Genomic DNA, 17,374 nt, shown 5'->3' with positions numbered 1-17,374 from the left:
AGAGAGCCCTCCTAAATCATTAGGGGGGCTCTTTTTAGGGGGATTAATTATGAGTAAATTAGACCAGCCTGCCAGCCATTATATGAGCCTGCGAGGAGGATTGCCTAACCTGAATCAAAAGCTCTTCCGAAACGAACCAATAGCCGTTGCTTTTCTTGGGGGTTCCATAACAGAGGGTTATGGAGCGTCCGATCCGAATAAGACCAGCTGGCGTGCCATTACCGAGAGTTATTTGAGAGAACGATTTTCTGAAGAGAAGGTGACTTGCATAAATGCGGGGGTCGGGGGCACGAATTCCACCTTCGGCGCCCATCGCATGAGAGAGCATGTCTTGCTGAATGGAGAAATTGATTTATTGTTCGTTGAATTCAGCGTCAACGATGGGGAGGACCGCGAAGAATCGATTCGAGGCATGGAAGGAATCGTACGGCAGTGCAGGAGGCTGTCGCCGCAGGCAGACATCTGTTTCCTTTATACGGCGGCGGAGAAAAACTTGTCCTCCGGAATGCCATTCAATATTGCCGTTCATGAGGAGGTCGCGACCCATTATCATATCCCATCCGTTAACTTCGCGGCCAATATCTATAATCTGATAGAGGCAGGCCAAACGCGCTGGGAAGAGCTCGCTCCTGATCTTGTACATCCGAATGATGCGGGTTATGCGCTGTATGCCCAGTATGTGCAGACCTTTTTGGAAACGGCTCTTGCTAGGGAATCTAGTAGTGCGTACAAGCCGGGAATCCCAGCTTTGCCATCTCCGAAAGACGAAAGAAATTACGAATATGCTGCGATGCTGGATTCTCGTCAAGCAGTTCAGCAAGATGGCTTTATTCTCAAGGAGGCGCAGCCAGAGCCGCTCATCAATTGGCGGTATCATTCCGAGCATCTTTTTACGGAAATAAAGGAGGCGTCCCTTTCCTTTACCGTCAATGGACGGAGCGCCGGACTCTTGCTGTTATGCGGCCCTGATACCGGTATTTTTGAATATTCATTAAATGGATTAATCTTTAATCAGGTTCAGTTATTTGACGATTGGTGCTTGGGAGCATTTCGGCCAGTGATAGCGATGTTTCCTCTCCAACCGGACAACCACAACATGCGAATTACAGTCCGTAATACAGGGCTGAAGGATGAGCGGAGTACGGGGACAAGCGTGCGCGTCTTAAAGGTTCTTAGCAACATTGTGTAGTATAGGCTTGTGAACAAAATGGTAGAGCAGGGAGAGTCCTGACTCTACCATTTTTCTTTTCGGCTGATCTAAGCGCAAAAAACCTCATTGTGCTTCTTTAATCGTCTTTTACGGGCGTTTTCCTTCTCTATGCTCCTTCGTGCGGTTTTTGAACAATTTGTAAAGGAAGCGTATAGTGGATAATAGTGAAGAATGCACCGGAACTCATTCAACGAGGCGAACAGGGGGTTACCAGCCGTGCAATCATGGAAGCGTACGATGTTTATTTTATGGTTCGGCGTTCTGTTCTGCAGCTCAAGCTACACGATGTCGGTTCCTTTTCTGCCGCTATTCCTCTTCGATCTGGGAGTGCCGGAAAGCTCCATTAATCTATGGGCGGGAATCGTACATTCCTCGGCGTTTCTCGTCGGGGCAGTGATGGCTCCCTTATGGGGACTGCTTGCAGACAAATACGGGAAACGCAAAATGGTTATTCGGGCAGGGCTCAGCTTGGCCGTCATTTATGCCTTAATCGCCTTCGTGCAAACGCCGTGGCAGCTCGTGGGTGTCCGAATGCTGCATGGTTTTGTGGGCGGATTCGTTCCGGCATCCATGTCGATTGTAGCTTCGGTTGCGCCTAAGGAGAAGCTGGGCTGGAGTCTCGGCATAATGCAAGCGGGTACAATGACAGGCGGAATTCTCGGTCCGCTGTTCGGAGGGCTGCTCGCCGAAGCGTTCGGCCTCCGCAGATCCTTCGTCGTGGCCGCCATCATCATACTGGTTGCTACAGTGGCAGTTATTATTTGGGTCAGAGAAGGGAAAGCGGACGCATCAGAAGACGCAGTTGCGGGGAAGAAACAGGCGGAGCCTGTCACATACCGCATGGCGTTCCGCAACCGCGCGCTAATGAGCATGCTTATGCTGCTTGTTCTATTCCAGCTTTCAGTGAATATGATTCAGCCGCTGCTTACGCTGCATATCGCTAAATTGCAAGGCGGACTGCAGGGGGCTGTGCTCTCTGCCGGCTTTGTTCTCTCGCTGATTGGAATAGCGGGTATTCTTGCTTCTCCGATCTGGGGAAGGCTGGGAGAGAAAAAAGGGTATTATCGCATTCTCGTCATATGTTTGCTCTGTGCCGGCATGGTCATAAGCATGCAGTACTTCGTTCAAGACTTGTGGCTGTTCGCTATCGTGCAATTTATTTTCGGCTTGTTCATGGCTGGCATCGGTCCGATCGTTAATACGCTTGTCGTGCAAAGCACGGATGAGCAGTTTAGAGGCAGATCGTTTGGACTCACAACGAGCGCCAACCAGTTCGGCGCCATGCTTGGGCCGCTAATAGGCGGATTGCTTGGACTTGCTGTTGGCATCCATTGGATCTTCGTCTTCACAGGCATGATGATGGCTGCCGCTGGCATAAGCGTATGGCTGAAGCGGAGGCGCGAGCTCGGACAAGCAAATGTTCCATCAAGATGAAGAAGAGGCTAATCTCTCCCAAAAGGATGAGATTAGCCTCTTCTTCGATAATCTGGCAGCTATTTCTTTGGCTTTACCGCTTCCAGTGAGCCTGAGGCGAGCGTCCCTTTATGCAGAACAGCTGCTCGTTCCGGCAGCCTTGCAACCGTCTCGGCCGAGCAGCTTGCCGGAACGAGCACGGCGGTTGCCGCATCGCCGACCTTTGGCCATATTTGCTTACCCGACTCGTCTAACGGCATAATGCCGCCGGTAGCCAGGGAAAGTGCGCGGGACAGATTGTATTCGCTGGACCAGCCATACAGCTGTGCGGCAAGATGTGCCTTCTGCAGCGTATCCCCAATACCGAATGGCGACCAGTGATCCGTAATGCTGTCATTGCCGAGCAGAACGTTCACCTTTTGCTTCTGAAGCAGCGGAATCGGCATCACGCCTTTGCCGATCGGTACGGATGAAGCAATAGAGATGCCGAGCGATGCAAGGCGGTCAGCCAGTTCAACGTCGGCGCCTGCTGTTAACGAAGCGAGCGAGAAGGCATGGCTGACCGTAACTTTTCCTTGAAGGCCAGCTTCCTCCGTGAGATCGGCTAATCTTCGAATAGCCTTTAAGCCCGTTTCGCCTCCCTCGTGAAGGTGAATATCAATGCCGGCCTTGTAGTCTACCGCAATTTGTACCATCGTCTGCAGCGATTTTTCCATATCGGCGTCAACCGAGGTAGGATCTAGTCCTCCGACATGCGTAACGCCAAGCTGCATCGCATCGCGAATCAGCCCCTCAACATTGGAACGCAGCAGGCCGTGCTGAGGGAACGCGACGATTTCATGCGAAATTTTGTCCGAATAGTTGGATAGGGCAAGCTTCAGCTTCTCCAGGTTTTTGAGGCCGACGGTCTGATCGATATTGCAATGGCTTCGGACATATGTTGAGCCGTAGCCTAGTATGAGCTCAATGAGCTTCTCCGCTCGCTCTTGCGCAGTTGGCAGCAATAGTGGCAGCAGCGTCTGCTCCTCGGTAATACGGTCGAAAATACCGTTTTTTGTCGGCCTAACTGCTCGCCAAGGACCTCCGTAAAAGGTTTTGTCCAAATGAATATGCATATCTCTGAAGGAAGGCAGAAGCAGCATGCCCTTTGCGTCATAACAATCGATGCCTTTTCCGTATTCCAATTTTGTATCAAGTATTTTCGTAATGGTGCCTTTATCGATTTGCAGATTGCGAAGGACGGTTTCTGTTGCAACGACCTGCCCGTTTTCATATTTATATCCGCTTTCCAGACGAACGTTCAACAGCATATACGAACTGTTTTTTCCCAGCTTTTTGGTTTTGGAGTCATCCTTCTTCTTCGCAGCATCTGCGCTTGCCTGATCGGGTGTGAATAAGCCCATCGTACCCATAACGCCCAGAACGGCTGATGCGCCTCCTATTTTGCTAGCATTTCCTATAAACTCTCTGCGGGACATGCCTTTGTTTTCTTGATCCATGTCTAATCCTCCTCTAATCTTTTCTTTTATTTGCCCATCTAGCAATGGGAAAGCTTGCTTCAAACAAAATAACCAATGGAATCAAAACGATGAATGCAGATATGAAATCGGGCGGCGTCAGTATGGTGGATAAAGTGACCAGTATGACATAGGCGAACTTTCTGCTTTTTCTCAGGCGCTCAGGCGTGACAAGGCCGAGTCTTGCTAGAAAAACAAGGACGATCGGGTACTCGAAGACAAGGGAAAGCGGCAGCACGATCCGCATCAGGAATTGAATGTATTGCGCTGCTCCGTAGGTTTCTACAAGCCCCATGGATTGCGTTACGGAGGACGCGAATTGGACTGCCATCGGAAAGACAATGAACCAGCTGAAGGCTAGTCCGATTAGGAATAATAAGAGCGCAAACGGAATGAGCCAAGGAATTGATTTGCGTTCCTGCAGCGTCAAAGCAGGCTTGACGAACAGCCACACCTGCAGCAAAGCGAACGGGACCGATGCGCCGATTCCGATCGCCATTCCAGTTTGCACGTATAGCTGCAGCGCGTCAAATGGAGAGAAGGCATTCCATAGGATAGGCTGGGCGGGTGAGTAGGAATTCTGCAAATAAGCAAGCACAGGACGAACCAGCGCAATTCCGCCGCATAAAGCGATGGCGAATACAATCAGAACATAAATGATTCTTTTGCGCAGCTCTGTTAAATGGTCGATTAAACTCGGTTGTGCCAGCATTGCATCCGCCTCCTAACCATGCGCTGCGGGGTCAGTCCTGCGCTTCCCAGCGCTATGCCTGATTTCCGCTGTCATCCAGCCAACCTCCATTTGCCGGCTGATCCAGACCAACTTTTCAATATCAAGGAAGGAATATTTGCGGGTGCCTCCTATGGTTCGTTTTGGGCTGATAAGCTTCCGAATCTCATAATAACGAATCTGTCTTCCAGATAATCCGGTAAGTTCGCTTACCGTTCCGATATTCATGACTTGTTTGTCCATAAACGACATGATGACAGCTCCTTTTCCCCCTATTTTGCGTTACAAAAGCCACTCCCTTCCTATCATGTGGTATAAACTCGCACAAACTGGATGTGTCTATAATGATAATTATGATATTATGTGCTGTCATTAGATGATGAACCTAACATTTTAGATCTAATTTAGACGGATCGTACAACTCATAGCTGACTGCTAATGAAGAGAATTAGCTGCCAAAAAAACCGTGTTAAATTATATGACATACATTGAGACAGGCTAGCGGGTATCTGTTATTGTGTAAGCATCGCTAGTCGATTTACACTTAAAAGAATGAGGTGATGATTAATGTTGCAAAGTATTGGAATACCAGGATTGATCATGATTCTAGTCGTCATTCTGATCGTGTTCGGACCATCAAAGCTTCCCGAGCTCGGAAGGGCGGTCGGACGCACGCTGCATGAATTCAAGAGTTCCGCTCGCGAGCTGGTAGCCGAGAATAAGGATGAGCAGGAGAGCAAAGGAAGCGCATAAGTAAGATGCAGAAGTTGATGTTTGAAGGCCTTGATCGCTATCAGGGCCTTTTTTACTATGTGCGCCCGGGGTAGTCAAGGGTGTAAAAGATAGAATGTACTCGTTTCTATTTGTCCCAAATTCTGTTATTCTACTGAAGAATCGAACTTTGGACTGAGGAGTGAGCAGCTATCAAGCCGGTTACTGTATATGATATTGCTAGGGAAGCGAACGTCTCAGTAGCCACTGTGTCGCGCGTAATCAATAATACGGCTCCGGTAAAAAAGTCAACAAGAGAGCGAGTTATGGAGTTAATTGCGAAACATCAGTTTCAGCCTAACGCGATTGCGAGAAGTCTGTTTAAGAAGGAAACAGGGATGATAGGCGTTATTTTGCCTGATATTACAAATCCTTTTTTTCCAGAGGTATTGTCTGGTCTTGATCAGGAAGCCCGCAGCAAAGGGTACACCTTTTTTCTATGCGATACGGTGTCGACTAACGGTGATTCAGCAGAGCAGTATGTACGGGAGTCGCAATATTTGAGCATTCTGATGGAGAAGCAAGTAGACGGAATTGTCATGATCGGCGGACGAATTAATTTAGCAAAACCGAGCAAGGAACTAGTAAGTGAGGTAGTCGAAGCTAGCAAACGCGTGCCACTGCTGCTTATTAATGGTAATCTCCCCGGTGAAGGAATGACCCGTGTATATTCCGATGAGCTGGAGGGCGCTGAGCTGGCAACACAGCATTTAATTGATTTAGGACACACGGATATTGCATTCGTTGGCGGGTTTAGACACATGTCCAATACAACTCAACGTATTCGCGGTTTTGTGAAAACGATGGAGAAAAACGGTCTGCATACTCGCAAGGAATGGATACTCGACGGTGGTTTTTCTGTAGAAAGGGGTAAGATGCTTATGAATCAGCTGCTGGAACTGCCCGAGCGGCCAACCGCTATTTTTTGCGCGAACGATTTAGTGGCAATCGGCGTAATGAAGGTTGCTCACAAAGCAGGACTTCGCGTGCCGCAAGACTTATCACTGATTGGGTTTGACGATATTCCTTATGCCTCGAACAGCATCCCGGAATTGACGACGATTTCTTTGAAATGTTATGAGGTTGGCCGGCATGCAGCGGAGCTGCTGCACCAAATGATTACGAAAAATAAAGTGAGCAAAAGCACCAAATTAAGACCAGAGCTTGTTATCAGGGAGTCTACAGCCCCGCCCTCTGTACAAAATAATGCTTAGGAATGAGTTTTTAAATATATATTGACAACGCTTACAATGTTGCATACAATCAAAATGTAAAAAGATAACAAGGTGTCAACGACAATAATGTAACCCGTTACACTAACATCGAGATTGCTTCATTCCAGAAGCTAACACATAAATACACATCAGCGAACCGTACAGAATAGCGTTCTGTTTATCCCGGTCATGACGTGTATTTATTTTTATCAATTAATGTAACGGGTTACATGAAACGGGTTACATATTTCGGACTTTTAGTCTAATTCGTTGGAGGTTTTGACATGGTCATGGATATTGGAGCAAAAGCTGCCGTAAGGTTTGATGCGGATGCTGTGAAAATTCAGGAAACCCCTCATATTTTGCTATGCGCCTCGCTGTTTTACTTCCGCATTCCAAGTGCGCTTTGGAAGGAGCGGATGGAGCAACTCAAAGCATTCGGCTATAACAGCATCGATGTGTATTTTCCATGGAACTATCATGAAACGGCAGAAGGGGAATGGGATTTCAGCGGAGAGCGCGACATTGCAGCATTTCTGGCAGCGGCTGCAGAAGTAGGACTATACGTCGTGGCAAGACCCGGCCCGTACATTTGCTCGGAATGGGATGGAGGAGCGCTTCCGGCTTATCTGCTAACCAAGGGGCTGAAGCTTCGCGATAATGATTCTGTCTTCCTCGGCTACGTTTCCAAATGGTTCGATCACATCCTGCCTTTGCTAAAGCAGAATCAAGCAGGAGAGGGCGGAACGGTAATCGGTGTCCAGCTGGATAATGAGCTCGATTTCTATGACTGTAATGACCCCAAAGGCTATATAAGTGCACTGCGCGATATGGTGCTTAACCATGGAATTACCGTTCCATTGTTCGCTTGTGCTGGCCAAGGCGGCTTGCTGCAAGCTTCGGGAATCGCAGAGAATGTGGTGCCGACCTGCAACTTCTATCCGGATAATCGCGAGGCGGAATTTGAGCAGAAGGTGCTCCACTATAGTGAAACCTTAGCAGGACTTGGTTATCCGCTGCTCGTAACGGAGACGAATCGGGCACACTACCTGCTTCGTAGATTGCTCTCCTGCGGCGCTAAGCTGCTCGGTCCATATTTGCAAGTGTCAGGAACGGATTTTGGCTTCACGAATGCTACGAACAACTGGGGCAAACCGCTTGCATTTATGACGTCGGATTATGATTTTGGCGGCATGATTTCTCCTGAAGGGCATATCCGCGAGGAAGCTTATGAAGGCAGGCTGCTTGGACGAATGATCGCAGCATATGGCGCTCCGCTTGCTGAGGCAACAAGCCATGGCATTTGTACGGATAGGAAACTAATTGGGGAAAGCGATAGAGTTGTAGGTCCTTACACCTTGCAGCTAAAAGGCGGCGGCAGTCTCCTATTCGTTACGAATTTGGATGATCAAGATAAAGAAATAGCCATCGTGATGGTTAATGAATCGAATTCAGATCCGAAGAGTACTTTTACACTTAGAGCAGGCAGGTCACTTGCTCTTCCAGCAAGGGTTCCACTCCAGCTCTGGGGTATAGAGGGATCACTAGAGAGCTCGACAGCGGAGCTGTATATGGCAGAAACGAATCACGGAGGAGCAAGTCTTGCTTTTCATACAGAAGGTAACGGAGAAATTGTATTGCTGCTAGACGCCCCGCCGCTTGAGGTGAAGACCGTCAACGCAAGCGTTGAAATGATAGATGAAGGCAAGGTGAGAATAACCTTTGATGGTAAAGAGGATAGCTTCTGCTCGATTATTTCCTCGAATGGGCTAGAGTTAAAGCTATTTATAATCGATAGAATGAAAGCGCTTTATCACGAGGGGTTTAACAACGATGACGGCATGATTGAGCATGGCAAGCCGCTCCAGTATTCTAATCGTCCCGAGGTTACGGCGGTTGATTGGCGTCTAAGTGTTTTTGATGCTGCATCACCTATGAACGAGAAGGATAAGAACGGACTGTCTGTTTCAAAGAAAGCAGATTACCTAGAACAGCTAGAAATTTATCGCGGCTTTGCTTGGTATGAAGCGACTGTTCAGCTGCCTGAAGTTAAGCCAGTTAAGGGTCTACTCATTAGGTCAGGCAGTGATGTTGTGTCGCTGTATGCAGGAGGCCATTATGCAGGAACGGTTGCACCCGGCGGAGCCAGTTCTTATCTTTCCTTGAGCAGCGGTCTACAAGATGGAAGAGTGCTTGCCAGAGTGGAGATTTGGGGACATTCGAACTTTGATGATGCTAGGCTTCCCGGACTCCGATTGCATGCGATGAAGGGGATTAAAGGGCTGTCGGCCATTACAGAGGTTAGAGACCTGAGCCGTAACTGGAGTGTCTACCGGGCTGCGGATCGGATCTTGCGCAAGGAGCTGACGGAGTCGCCCGATAGCAGCATGTGGCCGATCGTTAACTTTGGAGGCTGGATGTCTCCAGATCATCCGGCATTCGAATATTACCGAAAAACGTTCCATGCATCGGAAGGGGCGGACTCGTGGACGCTGCATTTTCAAGGGATTCAGTCACTTGCTCGGCTGTTTGTAGACGGGAAGGAAATCGGAGAGGTGCATCCGTTTGATCCCTACTTCGATATATCCGAGCATGTGTCGGCAGGACAATCGGTAGAGCTTACGGTATACGTCGAGCGAGTGCTCGGATTACCATCCGGACAGGTTTACTTGTATGAAGGCCAAGAGGCTGACAACTTTTCAGTTTATGCGGCGGAGGAGAAAGAGCTGCTCGTACATGCAGAAAATATGCGAGGGCAAGGAGTTGAAAGCGGGTTTCCGATCGCTTTGGAACCAGGGGAGACCGCATGGCTGTATACGGCTACTATCAATTCGGAAGCGGGCAAGGGCTGGAGAGCAAAGGTTTCCGGAGCTGGACTTAAAATGACCGTTTTTCTGGAGGAAAGGATCATTGGACGAATTTGGCTGCCAAGCGATGCGAATCGGCCTGTAATGTCGGGCGGAAGTCCTGATTCCTTTTATTTGCCTGGTGCTTGGTATGAGGCAGGTGCGGGGAATCTAACGATACTGCTGGAGGCAGTTGATCGTGAGAAGCAAGGAAGTTTGGAGTCGATTCAATTCATATCCGTCTAGCATTTTACGACAAGGGGGAAAAAGGATGGAAACTACCATAGTCGAGAGGGCGCCCCAAACGAAACGACAGCGTATGAGCAGTGGCAAGCTTAGACGATTTTTGAACAACAAAACGCTTCTAATCATGTGCTTGCCGGCCATCGCCTTCTTTGTTATATTTGCTTATTTGCCGATGCCTGGCTTGTATTTAGCTTTTATTAACTACAACTATTCCGATGGCATCTTCAAAAGCCCGTTTGTCGCATTTGATAACTTTCGCTTTCTCGTGATGAATGGTGACCTATGGCGGCTCTCTTTTAATACGGTTGCCTACAATTTGGTATTCATCGTGCTTGGAAATGTTATGCAAATTTTTGTAGCTATACTGCTGAATGAGATTCGTAAGAAGTGGTTCAAAAAAATAACGCAAACGCTTATGTTTTTGCCTCATTTTATATCTGCCGTTCTAATCGGGCTTATCGCCTACAACATCTTGAGCTATGACTACGGCTTATTGAACAGCTTGCTGGAATCGTTAGGTATGGAGCCTGTCAAAACCTATTCTGATCCGAAAATATGGCCGTTTATTATCGTGCTGACCTACCTTTGGCAGTCCACCGGCTACGGTTCTATCATTTATTTTGCAGCCATCATGGGGCTGGATAATGAAATTATCGAGGCTTCGGAAATTGACGGAGCTAACGCCTTCCAACGCATTATTTATATCGTGCTTCCTTGGCTAAAGCCCACTTTCATTATCTTGATGCTCTTCTCGCTCGGCGGCATTCTCAAAGGCAACTTCGGTTTATTCTTCAACTTAGTAGGTGCTAACAACACAGCCCTATATCCGACGACCGATATTATCGAGACTTATGTATTTCGCGCTCTTATGACGAACTTCAACTTCTCGCTTGGCAGTGCAGTGAGCTTATATCAATCCATATTTGGTTTTGTTGTCGTCTTGACCGCGAACTGGCTCGTGAAGAAGGCTTCGCCCGAAAACTCGTTATTTTAGGAGGTGTCACATATGGAAAATAGGGATGAATCACGCAGCATTCGGACAGACATAAGTGGCATCATCGTCAAAGGTTTTGGTTATCTTTTCATTACATGTTTTTCGATATGCTGTTTATTGCCCTTCTTGCTCGTGCTTGGCACCTCGCTGACAGCAGAGGGCACGATTAAGAAATACGGCTTCAACTTGTGGCCGCGAGACTTTAGCACCTTTGCCTACAAAATCGTGTTCGAAAACCCCGATCTGATTATTGGCTCCTATCTTGTCACGATGGGTATTACCATTGTCGGGACGGCTCTTGGTCTCTTCCTTGTAGCGATGACCGGCTACGCGCTTCAGCGTCCCGATTTCGGCTATCGGAATGGCATTTCGTTTTTCATTTATTTCACGACGCTGTTCTCCGGCGGTCTTGTGCCCTTTTACTTGCTGATGACGCAATATTTGACGCTGAAGGACAATTATCTCGCTATCCTTCTTCCGGGACTGCTCAGTCCATTTCTAATCATCATGATGAAAAGCTTCGTTCGTTCGATTCCGCATGCCATTACCGAATCAGCCAAAATCGATGGAGCTGGCGACTTTACCATTTTTCTAAAGCTGATCCTGCCGATGACTACGCCCGCATTAGCAACCATTGGGCTGTTTATCGCACTTGGCTACTGGAATGAGTGGTATAACTCGATGCTGTTCCTTTCGGCGGATATGAAGTACAGACCTCTTCAGCTGTTTTTGTACAATGTGGTGACCAGCGCTGACTTTATCCGCAATTCGTCGGCTGCTTCTAATGTTCAGCTTCGTGATATGCCGCTGGAATCGATGAAGATGGCAACCGCGGTGGTGGCGACCGGTCCCGTAATTTTGTTCTACCCGTTCGTGCAGCGGTATTTCATCAAGGGGATTACAGTAGGCGCTGTAAAAGGCTGATGTGCCGCAGGCCTGCAAGGGCCTCTTCACATAAAGGGCGAAGCCCGAATCATGAAAACAAAGGGGAGAAGTGAGATGTCGAACTTCAAGAAGATTTCCGCTCTGCTAATCGCTGTAATGATGATCATCAGCCTTGCGGCCTGTTCCGGCAGCAACGGAGATAAAAAGGAAAGCGGCAATAAAGGGAGTACGAACACGGAAAACGGGAATAAGGGGAGCACGAACACGGATAATGGCAATAAAGCAGCCGATACTTCCAAATTCGTAAAAATCAGCTATGTTGTACTTGGCGATAAGCCGAAAAACGGTCAGTTCGAGAAGGTGCTGGCTGAGGTTAATAAGCTGATGAAGGAAAAAATCAACGCCGAGTTGGAGTGGAAATGGGTCGAATGGGCAGATTGGCAGACGAAATATAATCTGCTGCTGGCATCCGGCGAAGCGGTGGATTTGATTACGATTGGTACGGACTGGCTTGATACATGGGGCAATGCACAGCGCGGGGCGTTTATGAATTTGAATGATTTATTGCCGCAATATGCGCCGCAAACCTGGAATTCGATTCCTGAAGAGGACTGGTCGGAGAGCAAATATAAAGGGAATATCGTTCTGATTCCAGAAAATGATTACACACAGTGGGTTAACCATGGCTTCTTCTACCGTGGAGATTGGGCGAAGGAAGCGGGCATAACGGATCCAATTAAAGATTGGGAAGGCATTGGCAAATACCTACAATATATTAAAGATAACAAAGAAGGCGTCATTCCTTGGGATGCTGTTGCAGCAACAAGCACATTTGGCGGGTATGCAGCGTCCTACACGGATCAATTAGAGCTTCCAATTTCAACGGGCTATTTGCCAGTGTACACGACCAAGTCGTTTGAGGAGAAGTATACGGTAGTGAGCCCTGTATTTGAAGACACATTCCTTAATTTCGCAACGTTAATGAAGGAATGGGCAGATAAAGGCTACTGGCGCGAGGATGTGCTGAACAACAAAAACGACAACCGTTCCGCGCTGCGCGCTGGATTGTCAGGACTAGATCAGCATCATACACAAACGTTTGGCGGGCTGCGCGTTAATATGGATAAGGATCAACCAGGTTCTGAGCTGCAAATGTTCCCATTTGCTCGTACAGGCGGCAATAACTTGACAGAGCTCTCCATCACGCACGGAGGAACATCGCTTGGAGCGCACAGCAAAAACCCTGAGCGCGCTCTAATGGCTTATGATTTAATTCGCAATGACGAGCAAATTTATCATTTGATCAACTACGGTTTGGAAGGCGTACAATACGAAGTGAAAGACGGCAAACGCGCGCAGCCAGCAGCCTACAACGAGGCTAAGGATTCCTTTTATTCGGATTTCTGGGGTGGACGTGTCGACAAATTCGAAATTCCTAGCGTAACGACTTGGGATCAGCTCGAAGAAACATTGTATGCGGAATATGACAAAATCAAAAAGCCTTACCCTTACGGCCAATTCGTATTTGATAAGACACCGGTAGAAGCTGAGTTGACAGCAATCACGCAAGTTTCGGGCGAGATGGGACCTGCGATTACGTATGGTAAAGCAGGAGATCCGGCTCAAGCCGTAGAACAATTCCGCAGCAAGCTCAAAACAGCAGGCTACGACAAGGTACTTGCTGAATTGCAGCGCCAAATGGATGCATATAAGAAGCTGATTGAGGGTTAACGGATAGATAGACCATTAAGCGCAATAGGAGTTTCCATGCACGAATGTGCGGGACTCCTATTGCGCTTTTTTCAGAACCTTCATAAGAAAATTTTCACTTTGGTCAATTATAATCAATTAAAAGGCTATGCTTGGTTAACCTCAGTAAAGTAGCGCTTTCATTAATAATGCTACAATTAATCGATAACGATGTAAGCTAACCCAAATTTAAGATAAAGGCGGCGGAGATATGAATTTATCAAATATTGCAGTGCAGTTGTATACGTTGCGTGACTATTGCCAAAATGAAGCGGATTTGGAGCAGACGCTGCGCAAGGTAAGGGAAATCGGTTATCAAGCGGTTCAAGTATCGGGAGTAGGTCCCATTGCTCCGGAAAGAGTGAAGGAATTGGCAGACGCCGAAGGACTTCGTATTTGTGCAACGCATGTAAGCCTTGATTCTTTGGTCAATGACTTTGACAATACGGTGCAGAAGCATAAGCTGTGGAATTGTGAGTACGTAGGGTTAGGCTCTATCCCTGATGAGTACCGGACAAGCGCGGAGGGCTACTCCACCTTTGCAAAACAAGCGACAGAAATCGGAAGAAAGCTGAAGGAGCATGATTTGCAGTTTATTTATCATAATCATCAGTTTGAGTACCAGAAGTTTGCAGGCAGAACGGGAATGGATATTTTGCAACAAGAAAGCGATCAGGCTGCGGTTGGCTTCGAGCTCGACACCTACTGGGTACATGTTGGCGGAGTAAACCCGGTAGAAGCTATTCATCAGGTGAAGGGCCGTATGGGAGTTGTTCATCTCAAAGATTTGGAAATCGTTGATTATCAACAAGTGTTCGCGGAGATTGGCGAAGGAAACCTGAATTTCCAAGCGATTATTGAAGCGTGCAGAGAAATTGGTGTGGAATGGTATGTAGTCGAGCAGGATGTCTGCAGGCGTGATCCGTTTGAGAGCCTGGCTATTAGCTTCAATAATTTAAAGAAATTACTATAGGAGTAATGCTAATATAGAAGCGAGAGGATGATAGAGATGAAAATCGGCATCATTTGCGACGATTATTGGCATCCGGGCAAGCTCATCATGGAAGGTTTGGAGCCGCTCGGCAAGCAAGGTTTTCAGCTCGATTATATCCAGGATGCGTCGGAATGGTCGCGTGTTTGGATGGATCAGCAGGATGTTGTTGTGCTTGCGAAATCGAATCAAGTTTCGGCATCAGATAACACGCCATGGCTTACAGATGAGATACAACTGCAATTCCAGAGCTATGTCGAGCAAGGAAAAGGATTGCTGGTGCTGCATGCTGGAACGGTGGGCTATCGCAATGAGCCTGTTTTCTTCGAGCTTGTCGGCGGGGTATTCCAGCATCATCCGGAGGCTTGTTCCGTTACGGTCGTTTTTATGGACGAGACGCCATGGGACAGAACGAATGCACAGGACTTTACGGTGCATGACGAGCACTATTTTATGGAGGTTATTGACGATCGCATTCAAGTATTGATGACCTCGGTGACCGAACATGGCACGCAGCCGGCAGGCTGGACAAGGGAGCAGGGTGAAGGAAGAGTATGCGTGTTAACACCAGGGCATCTCTTATCCGTGCTGCAGAAGGAAGAGTATCAGGCAACGATAAAACAGGCATTGAAATGGTGCGGCGGAAGCGGCCGATAATAGGGACCAAACAACGATTGTACATTTTTATTCAGAGGAGCGAATAAGGAGATGTCGGTACAAACGATTAAATGGGGCATTTTGGGACCAGGCTGGATTTCTTCAAAATTTGTTAAAGATTTAGCATTTGCAGAGGGCGCAGAGCTAGTCGCTGTTGGAGGAAGAAATTTAGAGAAGGCTGAACGCTTTGCCAAGGAGTATAATATTCCACGCGCTTATGGCAGTGTTGAAGAGCTGACTCAAGATTCTGAGGTCGATATTGTTTATGTAGGCACACTGCATCCGATCCATAAAGAAAATGTGCTCGCGCTCCTGCGCGCCGGCAAAGCAGTGCTTTGCGAGAAGCCATTCACAATGAATGCTGCGGAAGCGAGAGAAATCATTGAATTAGCTAGGGAAAAAAGAGTTTTTCTCATGGAAGCGATGTGGACGCGGTTTTTACCGCCTATCCGTAAGGTTATGGAATGGATAGGCGATGGCAAAATCGGTGAAGTGCGATTGCTTAAAGCTGACTTTGGCTTTGATATCGGCTGGGCGCCGGAGAGCCGTTTGCTGGATCCTGCGCTGGGCGGCGGGGCATTGCTTGATGCTGGTATTTATCCGGTTTCCTTCGCTTCCTTCATTTTTGGCGGTGCGCCATCAAAAATTATGAGCAGTGCCCATCTTGGCGAGACGGGAGTAGACGAGCACTTTTCATTATTGTTTGAATATGAAGGTGGACGTACTGCATCGCTGAATGGAGCGGTACAGCTAGGCATGGTTAACGATGCCTATATTTATGGAACGAAAGGGCATATTCATGTGCCAAACTTTTTGTTCGGTAAATCAGCATACCTCCACCCGAAAGATGGCATTGCGGAGTCGATCGAGGACGACCGTGAAGCAGAGGGTTATGCATTTGAAGCTGAGGAAGTGATGAATGCGCTGCGCGAGGACAGGCTCGAAAGCTCAATTATTCCGCTGGATGAGACGCTTGCAATTATGGACACGCTTGATACGATCAGGAAGCAGTGGGGTCTTCGTTACCCTGCTGACGAATAAGCAGTAAAAAAAAGGAGCAGGCTGCTTATGCGGCCTGTTCCTTTTGGTTATAAATACACTTACAGCTTGCTGATCCTAAGGATCAGCTTTGCAGGAGTGATACGATTTATGCTTTTACCGCTTGCAGCCATGCCTCGGCAATAAGTGCGGCACCTGCTGGAGACGGGTGGACACCGTCGGGAGCCCAATAAGCTGGGCCTGTCTGCGTTGCAGCCTGCGCGAACAATCCATCAAGCGGAACATAAATAGCTTTAAATTCTCCTGCCAGCTCGCGGACAGCTTGAATTTTTGGATCAAGATCCTCACGCCATTGCTTCTGGCTATCGTTAACCGGCAGCACGAAGGGCTCGACTAGAACAAGCTTGGCATTCAACTGCTCCTTCGCTCTGCTTAGCAAGCGGCGGTAGGTTGTATAATATTCCTCGGTGCTAAGCGGATCATTATTGTCATAGCGGCGCCAAGTGTCATTAATGCCTACGTAAACAGACAGCAAGCTTGGTTTCAAATCAAGGCAATCCGTTTCCCATCTCCGCTCCAAATCGATGACACGGTCGCCTGATATCCCACGGTTCAGAAACGTAGCTTGCTTCTCAGGATATTTACTCGTAAACAATGACGTTACAAGGTTTACATAACCCGATCCTAGATTTGCCCAGTCATTTCGGTTGCGGCCAGCATCGGTGATGCTGTCTCCTTGAAATAGAACAACTGCGTTTTGATCGATTAATGTCATTTTTAGACCTCCAATGAGTTCAGATACTAGTCTTCATAAGATAAGGCATTAAAAAATCTCTTGAAGCGGGATGTCTGTGAGAGCCATTTCTTGGTCAGCAGATTCATAATACATAGGATTCTATTCTCCGGTCAATAAGCAGCTGTTATTTCTACCATAAAATAAGAAACAATTATAACTGAAGTTTCTATTTAAATTTGTTGTTATTTCCTATTTAATAGTAGAATGAGGAATAAATAGAGTGGCGTCGTTTTAACGCCGCCGCAGCTCGAATCGCTGCTCGTGATTGTTAATGGTGTGTAAACATTTTTGGGAATATTCAGAAAATTTTAAAATATACTATAGAAATTGAAAGCGCTAGAATGATTTTATGTTTT

General features: G+C 47.6%; 15 protein-coding genes. 11 read left to right on the top strand and 4 right to left on the bottom strand.

Translation table 11 applies throughout. The features are described 5' to 3' along the window. Positions 1-49: 49 nt before the first annotated feature. Both AC787_RS13385 and AC787_RS13380 read left to right on the top strand, forming a co-directional pair. Complete coding sequence (locus AC787_RS13385) at positions 50-1,189, top strand: SGNH/GDSL hydrolase family protein (RefSeq protein ID WP_054025240.1); 1,140 nt, start codon at positions 50-52, stop codon at positions 1,187-1,189. Positions 1,190-1,426: 237 nt separating this feature from the next. Then, positions 1,427-2,644 (top strand): MFS transporter, encoded by a 1,218-nt coding sequence (locus AC787_RS13380; protein WP_054025239.1) that lies wholly within the window; start codon positions 1,427-1,429, stop codon positions 2,642-2,644. 59 nt (positions 2,645-2,703) lie between these two features. Here the strand turns inward: AC787_RS13380 and AC787_RS13375 are convergent, their stop codons facing one another. The 3 genes from AC787_RS13375 to AC787_RS13365 form a co-directional block, all read right to left on the bottom strand. Then, positions 2,704-3,933 (bottom strand): amidohydrolase, encoded by a 1,230-nt coding sequence (locus tag AC787_RS13375; RefSeq protein ID WP_235561073.1) that lies wholly within the window; start codon positions 3,931-3,933, stop codon positions 2,704-2,706. Between the two features lie 202 nt (positions 3,934-4,135). Continuing rightward, positions 4,136-4,852, bottom strand: coding sequence for a twin-arginine translocase subunit TatC (gene tatC, locus AC787_RS13370; RefSeq protein WP_054025237.1), 717 nt, complete (start codon positions 4,850-4,852; stop codon positions 4,136-4,138). Positions 4,853-4,864: 12 nt separating this feature from the next. Next, positions 4,865-5,122 (bottom strand): MerR family transcriptional regulator, encoded by a 258-nt coding sequence (locus AC787_RS13365; RefSeq protein ID WP_054025236.1) that lies wholly within the window; start codon positions 5,120-5,122, stop codon positions 4,865-4,867. Positions 5,123-5,437: 315 nt separating this feature from the next. Here AC787_RS13365 and AC787_RS13360 point away from each other — a divergent pair, with 315 nt between their 5' ends. From AC787_RS13360 to AC787_RS13320, 9 genes are all read left to right on the top strand, one after another. Next, complete coding sequence (locus tag AC787_RS13360) at positions 5,438-5,623, top strand: twin-arginine translocase TatA/TatE family subunit (protein ID WP_054025235.1); 186 nt, start codon at positions 5,438-5,440, stop codon at positions 5,621-5,623. 170 nt (positions 5,624-5,793) lie between these two features. Beyond that, the gene (locus AC787_RS13355) at positions 5,794-6,855 is read left to right on the top strand and encodes a LacI family DNA-binding transcriptional regulator (protein ID WP_054025234.1); all 1,062 of its coding nucleotides are present in this window, start codon (positions 5,794-5,796) and stop codon (positions 6,853-6,855) included. 284 nt (positions 6,856-7,139) lie between these two features. Continuing rightward, positions 7,140-9,947: a beta-galactosidase gene (locus tag AC787_RS13350; RefSeq protein ID WP_054025233.1), complete on the top strand. Its 2,808-nt coding sequence runs from the start codon at positions 7,140-7,142 to the stop codon at positions 9,945-9,947. Between the two features lie 73 nt (positions 9,948-10,020). After that, complete coding sequence (locus AC787_RS13345; protein WP_054027054.1) at positions 10,021-10,941, top strand: ABC transporter permease; 921 nt, start codon at positions 10,021-10,023, stop codon at positions 10,939-10,941. A 12-nt stretch (positions 10,942-10,953) separates the two neighbouring features. Continuing rightward, positions 10,954-11,865, top strand: coding sequence for a carbohydrate ABC transporter permease (locus AC787_RS13340; protein ID WP_054025232.1), 912 nt, complete (start codon positions 10,954-10,956; stop codon positions 11,863-11,865). A 75-nt stretch (positions 11,866-11,940) separates the two neighbouring features. Then, positions 11,941-13,557, top strand: a complete 1,617-nt coding sequence (locus AC787_RS13335; protein ID WP_054025231.1) for an ABC transporter substrate-binding protein — start codon at positions 11,941-11,943, stop codon at positions 13,555-13,557. A gap of 229 nt (positions 13,558-13,786) precedes the next feature. Then, on the top strand, positions 13,787-14,548 hold the full coding sequence (locus AC787_RS13330; RefSeq protein WP_054025230.1) for a sugar phosphate isomerase/epimerase family protein: 762 nt from the start codon (positions 13,787-13,789) through the stop codon (positions 14,546-14,548). 36 nt (positions 14,549-14,584) lie between these two features. Beyond that, positions 14,585-15,223, top strand: a complete 639-nt coding sequence (locus AC787_RS13325) for a ThuA domain-containing protein (protein WP_054025229.1) — start codon at positions 14,585-14,587, stop codon at positions 15,221-15,223. Positions 15,224-15,274: 51 nt separating this feature from the next. Further along, on the top strand, positions 15,275-16,264 hold the full coding sequence (locus AC787_RS13320; protein WP_054025228.1) for a Gfo/Idh/MocA family protein: 990 nt from the start codon (positions 15,275-15,277) through the stop codon (positions 16,262-16,264). Between the two features lie 106 nt (positions 16,265-16,370). On the opposite strand, the gene AC787_RS13315 is transcribed toward AC787_RS13320, so the two are convergent. After that, positions 16,371-16,997, bottom strand: a complete 627-nt coding sequence (locus AC787_RS13315; protein WP_054025227.1) for an SGNH/GDSL hydrolase family protein — start codon at positions 16,995-16,997, stop codon at positions 16,371-16,373. Positions 16,998-17,374: the final 377 nt, after the last annotated feature.

The organism is Bacillus sp. FJAT-28004 (assembly GCF_001280845.1).
GTDB lineage: Bacteria > Bacillota > Bacilli > Paenibacillales > Paenibacillaceae > Pristimantibacillus.
Note: the sequence above shows the minus strand (reverse complement) of the source record. Positions and strands in the feature narration are given on the sequence as shown.